The sequence below is a fragment of the Mesorhizobium sp. P3_A8 genome, assembly GCF_056402995.1.
In genome coordinates, this window is the sequence record NZ_JBFUGI010000001.1 from 200,641 (window position 1) to 217,497 (window position 16,857).

Sequence of the window (16,857 nt, forward strand, 5' to 3'; positions counted from 1 at the left end):
ACTATGAAACGGCTTCAGCCAAGCCATCTGGAACGTGCGCCGGAGCCAGCCATGACCGAAATCCTGCAGACCCCAAAGCTCGTCGTCGTCTTTGGCGGATCAGGCTTTGTCGGCCGCCATGTCGTGCGCGCGCTGGCCAAGCGCGGTTATCGCATCCGGGTCGCCTGCCGGCGGCCCGATCTTGCCGGCCATCTGCAGCCGCTCGGCAATGTCGGCCAAATCCAACCGGTGCAGGCCAATGTGCGCATGCGCTGGTCGGTCGACCGTGCCGTGCAAGGCGCCGACCACGTCGTCAACCTTGTTGCCATCCTGCATGAGACCGGTCGGCAGAAATTCAACACAGTGCACGAATTCGGCGCCCGCGCCGTTGCCGAGGCCGCGCGCTCGGTCGGTGCCGGCCTCACCCATATTTCGGCGCTCGGTGCCGATGCGGACTCCGAATCGAATTACGCACGCACCAAGGCGCTTGGCGAGAAGGCCGTGCTGGAGACGATCGCCGACGCGGTGATCTTCCGGCCGTCGATCAATTTCGGACCCGAGGACGAGTTCTTCAACCGCTTCGCCAACATGGCGCGCTATTCACCGGTGCTGCCGCTGATCGGCGGCGGCCAGACCAAGTTCCAGCCGGTCTATGTCGGCGATGTCGCCGAGGCGGTGGCGCGCTCGGTCGACGGCAAGATCGGTGGCGGCCAGACCTACGAGCTTGGCGGCCCCAACGTGCTCACCTTCAAGGAGTGCATGGAGGAACTGCTCACTGTCATCGAGCGCAAGCGCCTGCTTGTACCGGTGCCGTGGTGGGTGGCCAACATCCAGGCTTCGATCCTCGGCCTGTTGCCCAATCCGCTGCTGACCAAGGACCAGGTGATGCAGCTGCGCGAGCACAACATCGTTTCGGAGGCCGCCACCAAGGCCAACCGGACACTCGCCGGGCTTGGCATCCAGCCGCAATCGATCGCGACGATCCTGCCCAGCTACCTCTGGCGCTTCCGCGCCGCCGGCCAGTTCCAGCAGCGCAAGCCCGCGGCGTAAACCCTAGACGTGTTGAGATTCAGGTCAGGCCGTGTCGAGAATGGTGGGTTACGAGAACCGGAGCGGAGCGTACTCAAGTACGTGAGCACCGGAAGCGCAGGAAGCCATCGTTCGCAGACCGGCATCACCTGAATATCAGCGCGCCTAGCGAGGTGTGACCTGCATCGGCAACCCGCCTTGCGGCTGTGTCGTCAGTTTCTGCACCGGCCAGGGTTTCGTTTCAGCGGTCGTATCGAAGCGGAAGCGCGACAGCAGGATGGCGAGCGCAATGATCGCCTCCTGCATGGCGAAACTGGCGCCGATGCAGACGCGCGGCCCCGCGCCGAACGGCAGATACTGGAAGCGGTCGATCTTCTCACGGTTCCCCGGATGGAACCGTTCCGGCAGATAGGCATCCGGCCGGTCCCATAATTTCCTGTGGCGGTGGACGACCCACGGCATGACCAGCACGGCGGCGTGCTTGGGGATATAAAGGTCCTTCCACATCTCCGCCTCGATCGGCTCGCGGTTGATCGACGGTGCCGGCGGATAGAGCCGGAGCGCCTCGTCGAAAGCGGCGCGGGTCAATGGCATCGCGTCCAGCCACTTCGTCGGATCCGGCTCGCGCGCCAGCACCTGGTCGATCTCCTGCTCGACCCGGTTGCGCTCCCATGGCGATTCGGCCAGGCAATAGAGCGTCCAGCCCAGCGCCCGCGCGGTGGTCTCATGGCCGGCGCCGATGAAGGTGATGATGTTGTCTTCGACCTCGGCGCGCGTCAGCCCGTCGGGACCTTCTGCCTTGAGCAGCAGCGTCAGGAAATCCTGCGGCACGCCATCGGGGTCAAGCCTGACCCGCTCTTCGCGCATCTTGACCGTATCGGTGACGATCTTGCGGAAATAGGCCATGGTCTTGCGGCCGCGGATGCGGGTGAGCCGCGGCAGCCAGTCGGGCGCGCGCAACAGGTCGAGCGGGTCGACACGGCCCATGGTCTCGAACAGGCGGTCGATCTCATTGGCGAAACTACCCGGTTCGCCCGCGATCTCACCGGAGAACAGCGTCTCGGCGAGGATGTCGTAGGTGAGCAGCGTCATGTCATGGGCGATGTCGGATATGCCGCCCGCTTCGTAGCGGGCGACGAACTCCTTGGTGCGTTTCAGCATCGGCTGGGCGAAGCCGAAGATGTGGCGCGGCGTGAACACCGGCGCCATCGCCTTGCGCGACCGCTTCCAGACCTCGCCCTCGGCGGTCAGCAGACCATCGCGCAGGATCGGCCGCAGGATCTTCTGGCGTACCGTCGCCATCTTGTAGTTCTTGGCGTTGTCGACCAGCACATGGCGGATGAGGCCGGGATCGTTGGCGACGATCAGATGGCCACCAACCCCATTCGCAGAAATCCACGGCTCGTTGTAGGTATGCTCCCCCCACAGTTCGAGCGGATTGCGGTAGACGATGCGGATCATCTCCAGCGTCGAAGGCGGCGTCGTGCGCGGCTTCGGTGCGGGGGGAACAAAGGGGGCGGGCTGAATGTCCATGAAGTGCTCCGCTGTTGCATCAATGTAGTGGCTGGCACCTCGGACGTCCATGTGACCGAACGGCAGACCAAACCACGACAGCAGAACCCGCGAAGACAGACAGTCTGTTCATCCGATCGTGACCGCTCCGTCAGGCGTCCCGCCTTGTCCGCCGGGACACTCTGCCGTAGTCACAGTCACCAACAGATACCGCCTGACGAAGGAGCCAGACTTGAAGCACCAGTTGAACATCATCATCGGCAGCACCCGGCCCGGCCGCGCCGGCCCGGTTTTTGCCGAGTGGCTGGAGACATTCGCGCGCGAGCACGGGAAATTCGAGCCGGTGCTGACCGACATCGCAGCGTTCAAACTGCCGGTGCTGGACGAGCCGCATCATCCGAGGCTTGGCAACTATCAAAAGGACCACACCAAGGCCTGGTCGAAGGCAATCGACGCGGCCGACGCCTTCGTCTTCGTCGCGCCGGAGTATAATTATTTCGCCGCACCCGCGATCGTCAACGCGATCGACTATCTCTCGCGCGAATGGAAGTACAAGCCGGCCGCAATTTTCAGCTATGGCGGCGTCTCCGGCGGCCTGCGCGCGGCGCAGGCGCTGAAGCCGCTGCTGACCGCGGTGGGTGTCATGCCGATCTCTGAAGGCGTCGCGCTGCCGATGTACCAGAAACTGCTCGATGAGAACGGCGCCTTCAGCGCCAGCGAACAGGTGACCGGTGGCGCCAGGACCATGCTGGACGAGCTGTTGCGCTGGAGCGAAGCGTTGAAACCGATGCGCGCTGCCTGAAGGAGCCGGTTGTAGCCGGGTCCCCGGCTTGCTCGCGCCATAAAGAGGTGGAATTGTCGGCAAATGAACTGAGCCGGGGGCGGTTCGACTTGCGCTTGCTGTTTGCCTTGCTGCTGATGATTGCGACCACCGCCGCGGCGGCGGCTGAGCGGCGCGTGGCATTGGTCATGGCCGAAGACGACTACCGGCTGATGCGGCCACTGGCCAATCCCATCCACGACGGCGAGGCGATGGAAGCGGCACTGAAGAAGCTCGGCTTCGAGGTTGTGCTTGAGACCAACCGCGATCTCAGACGCATGCGGCGCGCGCTCGACGATTTTCGCGAAGACGCCAAGGGCGCCGATGTGGCGCTGGTCTATTTCTCCGGCCATGGCGTTGAGATATCAGGCGACAACCGGCTGCTGCCGGTCGATGCGGACGCCTCCTCGCTCGATGCGCTGGACAAGACCAGCCTGCCGCTGGAAGAGGTGCGCGCTGCGGTGGCCGCCACCGCCAAGGTCGGACTGATCGTGCTCGACGCCTGCCGCAGTGACCCCTTCTCGGGAGGCAGCGGCGACGGACGCGGCGCGACTTCGCTGGCCAAGGATGTCGCCGACAAGGTCAAGCCAGGCCTTGGCCGCATCGGGCGGGCGGAAAACATCCTGTTCGCCTTTTCGGCCGCACCCGGCGAGACGGCCGCTGACGGCACCGGCCAGAACTCGCCTTTCACAACGGCGCTGACCAAATATCTCGGCACAGACGGGCTGGAAATCCGCTCGGTGCTGACGCTGGTGCAGCAGGAGGTTTACGACCTGTCGCGCGGCAAGCAGCTGCCCTATGTCGAGAGCGGCCTGCCGAAACTGTTCTTTGCCGCCGCCGCCAAGGAGCAATTGCCGGAGCGCGAACGGCTGCTGCTGGCGATGGCCGATGTGACACCGGAAATGCGCGGCGAGGTCGAGCAGATCGCCAGCGACGCCGACATGCCGCTGGCGCCGCTCTATGGCGCGCTGATCAGTTCCGACACCAGCCATCTGTCGGCGGATAGCCTGAATGCCCGGCTGCGCGAGGCGGCGGACGCCTTCGTCAAGGTGCGCGCCGAGATGAAGACGCTGGCTGCCGACGATCCGCGTGTGACGGAACTGCGCCGGCAGGCCGAGGAGCAGCTGGCCCTGGGCGCCTTCGGCGCGGCGCAGGCGAAGCTGGCGGAAGCGGCCGATATCGACGAGGTATCGCGCAAGGCGCTGAAGGTGAATTTCGTCGACCGCACGCTGTCGCAGGCCGCAACACTGTTCCTGTCGGCGGGCGCGGCGCGCGCCGACCTCAACTATGCGGCGGCCATCAAGGGCTATGAATCGGTGCTGGCGCTGTATGGCGAGGCCGGGCAGACCTCGCTGAACCTGGAACAGGCCGACCGCCAGAGCCGCACGCTGGAGGAACTCGGTATTCTCTATACGACGGTCGGCAAGGTCGAGGCGGCCAGCCGCGCCTTTACCGCGCTGGTGGCCAATCTCGAGCAGCGGTCGCGTCAGGAAACCGACACCAGCGTCAAGCGCGATCTCGCTATCAGCCATATCAAGCTCGCCAACACTGAGATGGCGCAAGGCGACCTGCCGACCTCGCTGGAGAACTATGAGGCGGCCAGGGACATGCTGCAGGACCTGACCGCAGGCGTGCCGGACAAGAAAGATTGGCTGGGCGACCTTGCCATGGCCCATGACAAGATCGGCAACGTGCTGGCGACGCAAGGCGATGTGGCTGCGGCGGCCCAGGCCTATCAGCAAAGCCTGTCGATCAAGCAGAAATTGGCCGATGCCGAGCCGAACAGCGCCTATGTGCTGCGAGACCTGACCATAACCTATGATGAAATCGGCGACCTTGCCCGTACCGCCGGCCAGTTGGACGGCGCCCAGACGGCCTTTGAAGAGAGCTTGAGAATTCGGCTGGTGCTGGCCGAGGACAAACCCGGTGACCCGGAGCGTCAGCGCGCTGTCGCTGTCAGCCATGACAGGCTCGGTGACGTACTGCGCCTGCGCGGCGACCCCGCCGGTGCGCTCGTGGCCTATGCCAAGAGCCAGACGATCGCCGAAGACCTGGTGCGTCGCGACCCCGGCGATACCGACTTGAAGCGCGACCTGTCGATCAGTTACGCCAAGATCGGCAACGCGCTCAACGACCAGGAAAACTGGCCGGCAGCGCTGGCTTCCTATCAGCAAGCACTGGCCGTGACGCGTGAACTTGCCGCTGATGACCCCGGCAACACCGAATGGCAGCGCGACCTGTCGGTCTGTCTGGAAAAGGTTGCCGGTGTGCTTGATGCCCAGGGCAATGTCGGCGACGCACTGCAAAATTACCAGGACAGTCTTGCCATTGCCGACCGGCTGGCGAAGCTCGATCCAGGCAATTCGGACTGGCAGCGCGACCTGTCGATCACTCTGTCGGAAATCGGCATGCTGGAGACCAAGCAGCGCCATTTCGAGGGCTCCAAGAAGGCTTTCGAAGCCAGCCTCGCCATCCGCCAGAAGCTGGCCCAGTCCGATCCGAACAATGCGATCTGGCAATTTGATCTGGTGCAGGCCTACATCAACTATGCGTATGTGGCCAAGGATCCGAGGGCGGTGCTAACGAAGGCGCTGAACCTGACACTGGAGCTCGACCGCACGGGTCGGCTGGCGCCCAGAGACAAATCCATGATCAAATATTTGCGCGGCCTTCTCGCCAAACTCAACGCTCGAAGAAAATAGCCGGCTGCCGGCTCGGGATTTGGGCCGGAAATGCCCGCAAACCTTGGAAAAACCGCCTTTAGCGCCTATATCTACACGATATCAGACGCGCGATTCGGGGCCGATTTTTCGCGCTGTACAAGCGGCATCTAGACAATAGGTTTTCATGAGCGACCAGACCGAGAACACCAACGGCGCCGAAGCCGAATACGGCGCCGATTCCATCAAGGTTTTGAAGGGGTTGGACGCCGTCCGCAAACGCCCCGGCATGTATATCGGCGACACCGACGACGGTTCAGGCCTGCATCACATGGTCTATGAGGTGGTCGACAACGCCATCGATGAGGCCCTGGCCGGCCACGCCGACCTCGTCACCGTGACGCTCAACCCCGATGGTTCGGTGACGGTGATCGACAATGGCCGCGGCATTCCGACCGATATCCACACTGGCGAAGGCATTTCCGCGGCCGAAGTGATCATGACGCAGTTGCATGCCGGCGGCAAATTCGACCAGAACTCCTACAAGGTGTCGGGCGGCCTGCATGGCGTCGGCGTCTCGGTGGTCAACGCCCTTTCGGCGTGGCTGAAGCTGAAGATCCGCCGCAACGGCCAGATCTTCGAGATGAGCTTCACGCACGGCAATGCCGACGCACCGCTGAAGGCGACGGGCAGCTATGAGCAGAACAAGCAGCCAGGCACCTATGAGGGCCGCAGCGGCAGCCAGATCACCTTCTTTCCGTCGTCCGAGACCTTCACCATGGTCGAATTCGACTTCGGCACGCTGGAGCACCGGCTGCGCGAGCTCGCCTTCCTCAATTCCGGCGTCCGCATCATTCTGACCGACGCCCGCCACGCCGACATCGTGCGGCATGAGTTGCACTATGATGGCGGCCTGGAAGAGTTCGTCAAATATCTCGACCGGGTCAAGAAGCCGCTGATCGACAAGCCGATCGCCATCAAGGCCGAGCGAGACGGCATCACCGTCGAAGTGGCGATGTGGTGGAACGACAGCTACCACGAGAACGTGCTGGCCTTCACCAACAACATCCCGCAGCGCGATGGCGGCACCCACCTCGCCGGTTTCCGTGGCGCGCTGACGCGCCAGATCACCGGTTATGGTGAATCCTCGGGCCTGACCAAGAAGGAAAAGGTGGCGCTGATCGGCGACGATTGCCGCGAGGGGCTGACGGCGGTGCTGTCGGTCAAGGTTCCCGACCCGAAATTCTCCTCGCAGACCAAGGACAAGCTGGTCTCGTCCGAGGTGCGCCCCGTGGTCGAAGGTCTCGTCAACGAGGCGCTCGGCACCTGGCTCGAGGAACACCCGTCCGAAGGCAAGGTGGTCATCGACAAGGTCATCCAGGCGGCCGCCGCGCGCGAAGCGGCGCGCAAGGCGCGCGACATCACCCGCAAGAGCTCGCTCGGCGTCACTTCGCTGCCCGGGAAGCTGGCCGACTGCCAAGAACGCGACCCTGCGAAATCCGAAATCTTCATCGTCGAGGGTGACTCGGCCGGCGGCTCGGCCAAGGGCGGCCGTTCGCGCCAGAACCAGGCGATCCTGCCGCTGCGCGGCAAGATCCTCAATGTCGAACGTGCCCGCTTCGACCGCATGCTCGGCTCCGAGATGATCGGCACGCTGATCACCGCACTGGGCACCTCGATCGGCAAGGACGAATTCAACGCCGACAAGCTGCGCTACCACAAGATCATCCTGATGACCGACGCCGACGTCGACGGCGCCCATATCCGCACCTTGCTGCTCACCTTCTTCTTCCGGCAAATGCCGGAGCTGATCGAGCGCGGCCATCTCTACATCGCCCAGCCGCCGCTCTACAAAGTGACGCGCGGTAAGAGCTCGCAATACATCAAGGACGAGAGCGCGTTCGAGGAGTTCCTGATCGGCTCGGGGCTGGAAGAGGCGTCGCTTTCGCTCGGTTCGGGCGAGGTGCGGATCGGACAGGATCTGCGCGGTGCCGTCGAAGACGCGCTGGCTGTGCGCCAGCTCATCAACGGCCTGCACACGCGCTACAACAGAGGCGTGGTCGAGCAAGCGGCGATCGCCGGCGGGCTCAACCCCGACGTCTTCAACGATCTTGGCGGCGCCAACGCCATGGCGGAGCGGATTGCGCGACGCCTCGACATCATCGCCGAGGACACCGAGCGCGGCTGGACCGGCCACATGTCGACCTCGAATGACGGCAGCGGAGGCTATGTCTTCGAGCGCACCGTGCGCAGCGTCAAGGAATACGCCCATCTCGACATGGGGCTGATCAATTCGGCCGATGCGCGCCAGCTCGACCGCTATGCGCCGCGCCTGACAGAGGTCTATGGCGAACCGCCGGTGCTGCGCCGCAAGGATGTGGCCGAAACCGTCTCGGGGCCGCTGGCGCTGCTCAACGCCGTCTTTGCGACCGGCCGCAAGGGGCTGACCATGCAGCGCTACAAGGGTCTCGGCGAGATGAATGCCGAACAGCTGTGGGAAACCACGCTCGACCCGAATGTGCGTTCGCTGCTGCAGGTCAAGGTCAACGATGCGACCGATGCCGACAGCCTGTTCTCGCGGCTGATGGGCGACGAGGTCGAGCCACGGCGCGAATTCATCCAGGACAACGCATTGTCGGTCGCCAATCTGGATATCTGAGGCATGTCGCCCAAAACTGCGCAACGGTTTTGGGCGAACGAGATGCCTACAAGAGCTTAAAGCGCAGCGCCTGATTCCGTTTCGAAGCGACACGCTCTAAGGCTGTAGTGCTGCGCTGAAAAAGCTTGCCAGGGCGGCGTTCAGACGCTGATGGAACGCGGCCCGATCGAAGCCGGGTGCATCGATGCAAATCTCGGGGGCAGCACGGCGCATTTGCGCGCTGCATGGCGGCAAGAACGCATAGTGACCCGCCACGGGTTCGACACGGTACTCCGGTGGTCGAGGCAGCGCTGAACGGATTTGTTCTTCATACCAGGGGTCGGGCTGATGCTGGTCGTTGGCCGCGCGCCATAGCAGCACCGGGATCTGAACCGAAGCAAGGCCGGCGCGGTCAAAGGTGAAGCCGAACGCCGGCGCGGCGGCTGCGACGGCGCGGATTCGCCGATCAGGCTTCCACGCCCCGGACGGTGGTTGGACGGCTTCTGCAACGGAATGGACCCCGGCTTTCGCAAGCGCGGTGCAAAGATCGTGCTGGGGATTTGCCGCGCAGTATGAGTCGATCTTGCCGAGGTCGGGTATTCCGCCCGCTTCGACGAGCACGGTGAAGCCGCCATTCGAGAATCCGAAGGCGCCGATGCGCTGCGGATCGATGTCGGCATGTCCTTGCCAGTCCTTCAGCATGAAATCGATCAGCCGGCTTAGCTGGGCAGGCCGGCGCCACGGCATCAGCACCTTGCTCTGGTCGTCGTAGGTATCGCCGGCATGGCTGACCGCGGCGACGATGAACCCAGCACTCGCCAGTGCGATCGCCGTATCATAATGCCCGGCGTAGGATCCGCCGCCGCCATGCGAGATCACGACAAGCGGCAGCGCACTGCCTTTTACCGGGCCGGAAGGCGCGACGCGCTGGGTGAAGCTTTCCAGCGGCACATCGCGCGGCTCGGCCGAGGTCGGGTACCAGATACCGGCGGCCAGCGGCGGTTCGCTACCATTTGGAACGCGAACGGCTTCGAAGCCCACGGGGGAATGCGCGAGGTCTTCAGCAACTGGACTGACCGATGTCGCGCCAATCGCCGGACCGGCTGTAGCCGCCGGGGTCAAGGCTCCGGTGAACAGACCAGAGAGCAAGACCAGGCTGGCGAAAATTGCTGAGCGCGAGCCGCCGGTTGGGGCCGAAATCCGCTGGGCTTTTGCTTTTTGCTTCTCCTGGAATTTCCTTGGAGTCATTTGTCTTCCTACTCAGCCAGGGGCCTCGAAGAAAATCTGTCGGGCTGACGGGTCGGGTCCAGCCCGATTTGTGAACCACAAGGCAGAGACAGCCCCGGCTTTCCGCTTTTGCCCGACTCGACCCATGGGTCAAATCACAACAACATCATCGCTCGAGGCAGTGACGCGAAGCGGCGCTCCGAATTGTTCCATCGCCGGCAAACAAAATCATTTTGTAGCCTGCAGGAACAGAAGCCCCCTCGGGACATTGTGACCACATCGATCACAATTTCTCACAGGAGGCTTTTCATGGGACGTGGCATTTTGCTCTGGTTGCTCGGTATTCCGATACCGATCATCATCCTCATCATGCTTTTCGTACGGTAGGGGGCTTTGATGCAGCCCACCGTATCGGCTATCGACCTGTCCGCTTCAGAAGAATCATCCGCCACAGCCGTCAGTTGGGGGCCGATCATCGCCGGCGCCTTCGCGGCCTCGACGCTGACCTTCATCCTCATGCTGCTCGGCTCAGGGCTTGGGCTCAGCATGGTTTCGCCATGGTCAGGGTCCGGCGCGTCGATCACCACCTTCGCGGTGTCGACCGCCATCTGGCTGGTCATCGTGCAATGGCTGTCCTCCGGCGTCGGCGGTTACCTTGCCGGACGCCTGCGCACCAAATGGGTCGGGATCCACACTGACGAAGTGTATTTCCGCGACACCGCTCATGGCTTCCTTGCCTGGGCGTTGGCAACGCTGATTGTCGTCGGCGTCCTGGGTTCAGCGCTTTCCGCAGCACTTGGTACAGGCGTGCAGGCTGTCTCCACCGTAGCGTCGGGTGCCGCCATGGGTGCGTCGGCCGGAGCCTCGTCAAATGCCGGAGGCGTATCGGCCGATAATGCGACCTCCTATCTGGTGGATTCACTGTTCCGCCCTGCCGATCCGAGCAAGCTCGCGGCGGCTGGTCCGGACGGCAATGCCGCCGCGGTTGGTCAGGCTTCGCGTATCCTGATCGCCAGTGCGGCGTCGGGCGAGATTTCGGCCGACGACAAGACCTATCTGTCGCAACTGGTTGCCGCCCGTACCGGCCTTTCCGAGGCCGACGCCAAGGCGCGTGTCGATGCCCTGGTCGCCAAGGTCGAGGACGCCAAGGTCAAGGCCAAGCAGGCTGCCGATACCGCCCGGAAGGGCAGCGCGACCTTTGCCCTGCTCGGAGCCTTGTCGCTGGTCATCGGCGCCTTCATCGCCAGTGCCGCGGCCGCTCTCGGCGGCAGGCAGCGCGACGAAGAGGAAGCGGTTTTCCTGAGCACCCGCTGAACCGGCATCGCCCCAGAAATGAAAGAGCCCGGCTTCGAAGCCGGGCTCTTTCATTTGGATGGTGATACTTCCGCCCTTCGGCCGGATCAGTGATCCATGGCCTTGACGATTTCCTCGGTCATCTTCTTGGCGTCGCCGAGCAGCATCATGGTGCCGTCCTTGTAGAACAGCGTGTTGTCGATGCCGGCATAGCCGGAGCCGAGCGAGCGCTTGACGAACAGGCAGGTACGGGCCTTGTCGACGTCGAGGATCGGCATGCCGTAGATCGGCGAGGACTTGTCGTCACGGGCCGAAGGGTTGGTGACATCGTTGGCGCCGATGACATAGGCGACGTCGGCCTGCGCGAATTCGGAGTTGATGTCCTCGAGCTCGAACACTTCGTCATAGGGCACGTTGGCTTCGGCCAGCAGCACGTTCATGTGGCCAGGCATGCGGCCGGCGACAGGATGGATCGCGTACTTCACATCGACGCCATTGGCCTTGAGCTTGTCGGCCATTTCACGCAGCGCGTGCTGCGCCTGCGCAACCGCCATGCCGTAGCCGGGCACGATGATGACCTTCTGCGCGTTCATCATCAGATAGGCGGCGTCATCGGCCGAACCCTGCTTGACCGTGCGCTCGATGCCGTCATCGGCCGCAGCAGCGGTCTCTCCACCGAAGCCGCCGAGGATGACCGAGATGAAGCTTCGGTTCATGCCCTTGCACATGATGTAGGACAGGATCGCGCCGGACGAGCCGACCAGCGCGCCGGTGATGATCAGAGCCAGATTGCCAAGCGTGAAGCCGAGGGCAGCCGCTGCCCAACCGGAGTAGGAGTTGAGCATGGAGACGACGACCGGCATGTCGGCGCCGCCGATCGGGATGATCAGCAGGATGCCGAGCGCCAGCGAGGCGGCGACGATCAGCCAGAACACCAGCTTGGCCTCGGTGGTGACCAGCAGAACGATCAGCACGATGAGGGCTATACCAAGGGCTGCGTTGATGAAGTGGCGGCCGCCGATCATGATCGGCTTGCCCGACATGCGGCCGTCGAGCTTCAAGAAGGCGATGACCGAGCCGGTGAAGGTGATGGCGCCGATGGCAACGCCAAGGCTCATCTCGATCAGCGCCTGGGCATGGATGTCGCCCGCCGTGCCAATGCCGAAGCTTTCCGGCGCGTAGATGGCCGCTGCCGCCACCATGACGGCGGCAAGGCCGACGAGGCTGTGGAAGGCGGCGACCAGCTGCGGCATCGAGGTCATGGCGATGCGGCGCGCGGTGACGGCGCCGACGCTACCGCCAATGGCGAGGCCAAGCACGATCAGGCCGTAGCGGCCGGCCGACGGGACCGACGGGATCGCCAGCGCCAGCGTGGTGGCGATGGCGATGCCCATGCCGATCATGCCGTACATATTGCCCTGGCGGCTGGTCGTCGGATGCGACAGGCCGCGCAGCGCCATGATGAACAGGACGCCGGAAACCAGATAGAGGAAGGACGCGAAGTTGGCGTTCATGGCGCTCTACTTGTCCTTCTTCTTGTACATGGCCAGCATGCGCTGGGTGACCAGGAAGCCGCCGAAGATGTTGACGGAAACCAGCATCAGCGCGACGAAGCCGAAGCCTGCGGCGACACCGGAAGCGGCGATGCCGACAGCGAGCAGCGCACCGACGACGATGACCGAGGAGATGGCGTTGGTGACCGCCATCAGCGGCGTGTGCAGAGCCGGGGTCACCGACCAGACGACGTAGTAGCCGACGAAGATCGCCAGCACGAAGATGGCGAATTGGAAGATAAAGGGATCGATGGCGCCGCCGGAGAGTGCGTGCGCGGCACCACCCGCAGCATCGGCGCCGCCTGGGGCGTTGGCCAGGTTCTGCACCGCAAGCCTGACGGCAGCACTTGCCTGGTCGAGTTGGTCGAGGGCTTTCTGCAGGGTCTGATCCATCACGCTGTGCCTTTCGACTTGGACGCGGGCGACTTGGATGCGGCTGTTTTCTTGGTCGCAGCTTTCTTGGGTGCAGTAGAGGCATCGGCAACCATCGTCGTGGCCGGGATCGCAGCCGGTTCGACATGCGGCTGCTGGTCGGCCTTGGCGAAAGCGGGATGAACGACCTTGCCGCCATCGGTCAGCATCGTCGCCTTGACCAGATCGTCCTCGCGGTTGATGGCAAGCGTCTTGGTGGTCTTGTCGACCAGCGTCTCGAGGAAAGCGAACAGGTTCCTGGCATAGAGCAGCGAGGCGGATGCGGCGACACGGCCAGGCACGTTGAGGTGGCCGACGATCTTCACATTGTTGGCCGTGGTGACGACCTTGCCGGCTTCAGCGCCCTCGACATTGCCGCCACGCTCTACTGCCAGATCGATGAGCACCGAACCCGGCTTCATAGAGGCGACCATCGCCGCCGACACCAGCTTCGGCGCTGGCCGGCCGGGAATCAGCGCCGTGGTGATGACGATGTCCTGCTTGGCGATGTGCTCGGCGGTCAGTGCGGCCTGCTTTGCCTGGTATTCCTTCGACATTTCCTTGGCGTAGCCGCCGGCGGTTTCGGCGGCCTTGAACTCGTCGTCCTCGACGGCCAGGAACTTTGCGCCGAGCGAGGCGACCTGTTCCTTGGCGGCGGGGCGCACGTCGGTGGCTGTGACGACCGCGCCGAGCCGGCGTGCCGTGGCGATCGCCTGCAGGCCGGCGACGCCGACACCCATGATGAAAACCTTCGCCGCCGGCACCGTGCCCGCCGCCGTCATCATCATCGGCAGCGCGCGATCATATTCCGAAGCGCCGTCGATCACCGCCTGATAGCCGGCAAGGTTTGCCTGGCTGGACAGCACGTCCATCGATTGAGCGCGGGTGATGCGCGGCATGAATTCCATCGAGAACGCGGTGACCCCGGCCTTGGCCAGAGCCGCTACTGCGGCATCATTGCCGTAGGGATCCATGATGGCGATCACCGCCGCGCCGGATTTGTAGCTCTTCAGCTCGGCGTCCGTCGGCCGGCGGACCTTCAGCACGACATCGGCCTTGGCGACATCGGAAGCCTTGCCGATGGCAGCACCTGCCTTGGCAAACTCTTCGTCGGGAATGCGCGACCTTGTGCCGGCGCCGGTTTCGACAATCACGTCGAGGCCCAGCCCCGCCAGCCGCTTGACCGTATCGGGCGAGGCCGCGACGCGCGGCTCGTTCGCATCAAGCTCACGAGGGATGAAAACCGTCTGTCCCACCGCATGATCCTTTCGGCTGGAACCTGTTTGCGCAAAGTGTCGGCCGGAATATCCGGCGACGTCAATGGCAACAGGGTTTTGGAAGGTCTATCGCAGAATGAAGGCGCCGACGGCCAGTATCAGGACGAACAGGATAAGCGCCGAGAAGAAACCAGCCGCAAAGAAGCCAAACGCCATCGCGATGAGCAGCGCGCCGCAGAAAAGCGACCCGTATTTGGCCAGCGCGAGAAAGCCCGAATAGGTGCGGTCATGCTCCGCATAGTCCATCTTCGCGCCCAGTTCGACAGGACCGGTCGGCGAGTGATCAGCCATAGGAATACCCCTTCGAAGACATCTTTCAGGCACATACCGAAAAGCCGGGCCGAGAGCAATGGCGCTATTGCCGCATTGGGGCCGACAACTGCCTCAAGGGAAAATTGAAACTGCCGGTCGACCTCCAGCCTGTTGGCGGTGCGATCACAGGGGGTCCTGCGTGAGTTCCGTTGAAGCTGCTGTGAGAATTTGGCGGTTCTGGACGACATCGCGGGGGATTATCGTCGCCGGACGAACAGCCGGTTGGTGAAGCGCCATGATCATACCCACACAGACATTTGACTGGAACGGCACGACCATCGCATGGGGAACCGCCGGCTCAGGCCCGCCGATCGTGCTCGTGCACGGTACGCCGTTCTCCTCGCATGTCTGGCATCGCGTCGCACCGGAACTGGCGCGCGACCATATGCTGTATTTCTACGATCTTCCCGGGTATGGGCGATCCGGCAAACGGGAAGGCCAGGACGTTTCGCTGGGCATCCAGAACAAGGCGCTGACGGCGATGCTGGCCTTCTGGAAACTCGACCGACCCAAGATCATTGCCCATGATTTCGGCGGCGCCACGGCGTTGCGCGCGCATCTCATCGACGGCTGCGACTATGACAGGCTGCTGCTGATCGACCCTGTGGCGGTGCGGCCGTGGGGTTCGCCCTTTGTCCAGCATGTCCGTCAGCATGAGGCCGCCTTCGCCGGCATGCCGGACTACATACAGGTCGCAATCCTGAAAGCGTATGTCTCGGGCGCCGCGGCCCGATCTTTGTCGGACAGCGATCTGGAACCCTATATCACGCCATGGACTGGACCCGTTGGCCAGCCGGCTTTCTATCGGCAGATCGCCCAGATGGATCAACGTTTCACCGACGAGGTCGAACCGCTCTACGGCGAATTCCGCTGCCCAGTCGCGCTGCTGTGGGGGGAGGAAGATCGCTGGATACCGCCGCAAAGCGGCCAAAAGCTCGCGGCCATGCTGCCGAATTGCGGCCTGACGCTCGTTCCGGGCTCCGGCCATCTGATGCAGGAAGACGCGCCGGAGGCGATCGTCGCCGCGGCGCTGCGCTTCTTCGCCGGCTGACAGTTAATGCGCCGGCTTCAGCCGGCGAGATGCGGGAAAAGCCCGAGCAGACCAACGACGATCAGATAGAGCGCGACGATGTAGTTCAGCAGTCGTGGCATGACGAGGATCAGCACGCCGGCGATCAGCGAGATAAGCGGCGTCAGCGCGAGCTGGGAAATGTGCATGTCGGGGTCCTTTTGGCAGATCAGTTGGTATGAAGCGGCGACGCGCCGCAATCACCAGAACGCGGATCTGGCCGTAAGGCTCCGGGTGCTTTGCAAAAATCGAGCCTCAGGCAGCGGCGCGATAATATTTCGCTGTCGGCACGATGGACAAGGGTGTCAGTCGGTTGATGGCCGGATTGGCGAACATCAGCCGCTGTTCCGTCGGCGTCGACCTGAAGAATGGGAACCGTTCGAGTGTCTGGTGCATATTTTCGCCGGCAGGGATTTCGAACAGGGCGATCCGGGTAAGAACGCCCGGAAATTCCTTGGCCTCGGTCCGCTGTACGGCATTGAAATAACGTGAATAAAAATTGGAATGCTCGACCTTGACCGGCGTTAGCACCGAGTTCTGGCCAAAATAGAGCGAGGCCACCATGGCAAGCCTGAGTGTCAGGAACGGCAGCACTCCGGGTGCCGGCGCGCTGTCGGGATCGGTTGCAAACCGGGTTCCGTCGATAAAGGTTTCTCCGCGGGCAAGTCGCTCGAGCAATATTTCCGGATAGGCATCGACGGAGGGCGAATTCGGGTGCTCTCTGGAAATGTAGTGGAAGCGGATCGTGCTGACCAATTCGCCGTAGAAATAGACACCGAACCGGTAGGAATTGGGCAGATTGTCCCAGCGATCCTCGAACATCCCGCTGGCGATTGGGCCGCACATGCCTGAGCGCAGATAGGATTTGTAGCGAAGCCGGTAAATCGCCTCCAAATCCTCGCCTCCGGTGATAAGGCGATAATCGACATGCTCCAGCAATTGCATCATCGATCGGTTCAGCACCGAATCCCCGGCTGCCCTGACCACGCCAGACGCATCCCTTGCAGGCCTTGCAGCTTCCATTATCTGTCCTCGAAATTCCGCCTATCCATAGGCTATTCGAGTCAAAATGAGACA

Annotated in this window: 14 protein-coding genes; 6 read left to right on the forward strand and 8 right to left on the reverse strand. The window is 63.1% G+C overall.

Going from position 1 to position 16,857, the window contains the following annotated elements:
• Positions 1-51 precede the first annotated feature (51 nt).
• Positions 52-1,029 carry a complex I NDUFA9 subunit family protein gene (locus AC1DX4_RS00905; RefSeq protein ID WP_477218528.1) on the forward strand — a complete coding sequence of 326 codons (978 nt, stop codon included), beginning with the start codon at positions 52-54 and terminating at the stop codon, positions 1,027-1,029.
• Between the two features lie 144 nt (positions 1,030-1,173).
• On the opposite strand, the gene AC1DX4_RS00910 is transcribed toward AC1DX4_RS00905, so the two are convergent.
• Positions 1,174-2,541 (reverse strand): cytochrome P450, encoded by a 1,368-nt coding sequence (locus AC1DX4_RS00910; protein WP_477218529.1) that lies wholly within the window; start codon positions 2,539-2,541, stop codon positions 1,174-1,176.
• Positions 2,542-2,752: 211 nt separating this feature from the next.
• Here AC1DX4_RS00910 and AC1DX4_RS00915 point away from each other — a divergent pair, with 211 nt between their 5' ends.
• The 3 genes from AC1DX4_RS00915 to gyrB all read left to right on the forward strand — a co-directional run bounded on the left by AC1DX4_RS00915 (position 2,753) and on the right by gyrB (position 8,659).
• Positions 2,753-3,322, forward strand: a complete 570-nt coding sequence (locus tag AC1DX4_RS00915; RefSeq protein ID WP_477218530.1) for an NADPH-dependent FMN reductase — start codon at positions 2,753-2,755, stop codon at positions 3,320-3,322.
• Positions 3,323-3,411: 89 nt separating this feature from the next.
• Positions 3,412-6,042 (forward strand): caspase family protein, encoded by a 2,631-nt coding sequence (locus AC1DX4_RS00920; RefSeq protein ID WP_477218531.1) that lies wholly within the window; start codon positions 3,412-3,414, stop codon positions 6,040-6,042.
• Between the two features lie 145 nt (positions 6,043-6,187).
• The gene (gene gyrB / locus AC1DX4_RS00925) at positions 6,188-8,659 is read left to right on the forward strand and encodes a DNA topoisomerase (ATP-hydrolyzing) subunit B (RefSeq protein WP_477218532.1); all 2,472 of its coding nucleotides are present in this window, start codon (positions 6,188-6,190) and stop codon (positions 8,657-8,659) included.
• 96 nt (positions 8,660-8,755) lie between these two features.
• Here gyrB and AC1DX4_RS00930 read toward each other — a convergent pair whose 3' ends face one another.
• Entirely contained in the window at positions 8,756-9,679 is a 924-nt protein-coding gene (locus AC1DX4_RS00930) for an alpha/beta hydrolase family protein (protein WP_477218533.1), read from the reverse strand.
• 582 nt (positions 9,680-10,261) lie between these two features.
• Between AC1DX4_RS00930 and AC1DX4_RS00935 the strand changes: the two genes are divergently transcribed.
• On the forward strand, positions 10,262-11,179 hold the full coding sequence (locus AC1DX4_RS00935; protein WP_477218534.1) for a hypothetical protein: 918 nt from the start codon (positions 10,262-10,264) through the stop codon (positions 11,177-11,179).
• Positions 11,180-11,265: 86 nt separating this feature from the next.
• On the opposite strand, the gene AC1DX4_RS00940 is transcribed toward AC1DX4_RS00935, so the two are convergent.
• From AC1DX4_RS00940 to AC1DX4_RS00955, 4 genes are all read right to left on the reverse strand, one after another.
• On the reverse strand, positions 11,266-12,672 hold the full coding sequence (locus AC1DX4_RS00940) for an NAD(P)(+) transhydrogenase (Re/Si-specific) subunit beta (RefSeq protein ID WP_477218535.1): 1,407 nt from the start codon (positions 12,670-12,672) through the stop codon (positions 11,266-11,268).
• A gap of 6 nt (positions 12,673-12,678) precedes the next feature.
• Positions 12,679-13,104, reverse strand: a complete 426-nt coding sequence (locus AC1DX4_RS00945) for a proton-translocating transhydrogenase family protein (RefSeq protein WP_477218536.1) — start codon at positions 13,102-13,104, stop codon at positions 12,679-12,681.
• Entirely contained in the window at positions 13,104-14,378 is a 1,275-nt protein-coding gene (locus tag AC1DX4_RS00950) for a Re/Si-specific NAD(P)(+) transhydrogenase subunit alpha (RefSeq protein ID WP_477218537.1), read from the reverse strand. The genes AC1DX4_RS00945 and AC1DX4_RS00950 overlap by 1 nt, the downstream gene beginning before the upstream one ends.
• 87 nt (positions 14,379-14,465) lie before the next feature.
• Complete coding sequence (locus AC1DX4_RS00955) at positions 14,466-14,690, reverse strand: aa3-type cytochrome c oxidase subunit IV (protein WP_477218538.1); 225 nt, start codon at positions 14,688-14,690, stop codon at positions 14,466-14,468.
• Positions 14,691-14,946: 256 nt separating this feature from the next.
• Here AC1DX4_RS00955 and AC1DX4_RS00960 point away from each other — a divergent pair, with 256 nt between their 5' ends.
• Positions 14,947-15,762, forward strand: a complete 816-nt coding sequence (locus tag AC1DX4_RS00960; RefSeq protein WP_477218539.1) for an alpha/beta fold hydrolase — start codon at positions 14,947-14,949, stop codon at positions 15,760-15,762.
• A 17-nt stretch (positions 15,763-15,779) separates the two neighbouring features.
• Here the strand turns inward: AC1DX4_RS00960 and AC1DX4_RS00965 are convergent, their stop codons facing one another.
• Entirely contained in the window at positions 15,780-15,929 is a 150-nt protein-coding gene (locus AC1DX4_RS00965) for a DUF3096 domain-containing protein (RefSeq protein WP_080680904.1), read from the reverse strand.
• Between the two features lie 106 nt (positions 15,930-16,035).
• A complete protein-coding gene (locus AC1DX4_RS00970) occupies positions 16,036-16,803 on the reverse strand; it encodes an N-acyl amino acid synthase FeeM domain-containing protein (protein ID WP_477218540.1) in 768 nt (255 codons plus the stop codon).
• Between the last annotated feature and the right edge of the window lie 54 nt (positions 16,804-16,857).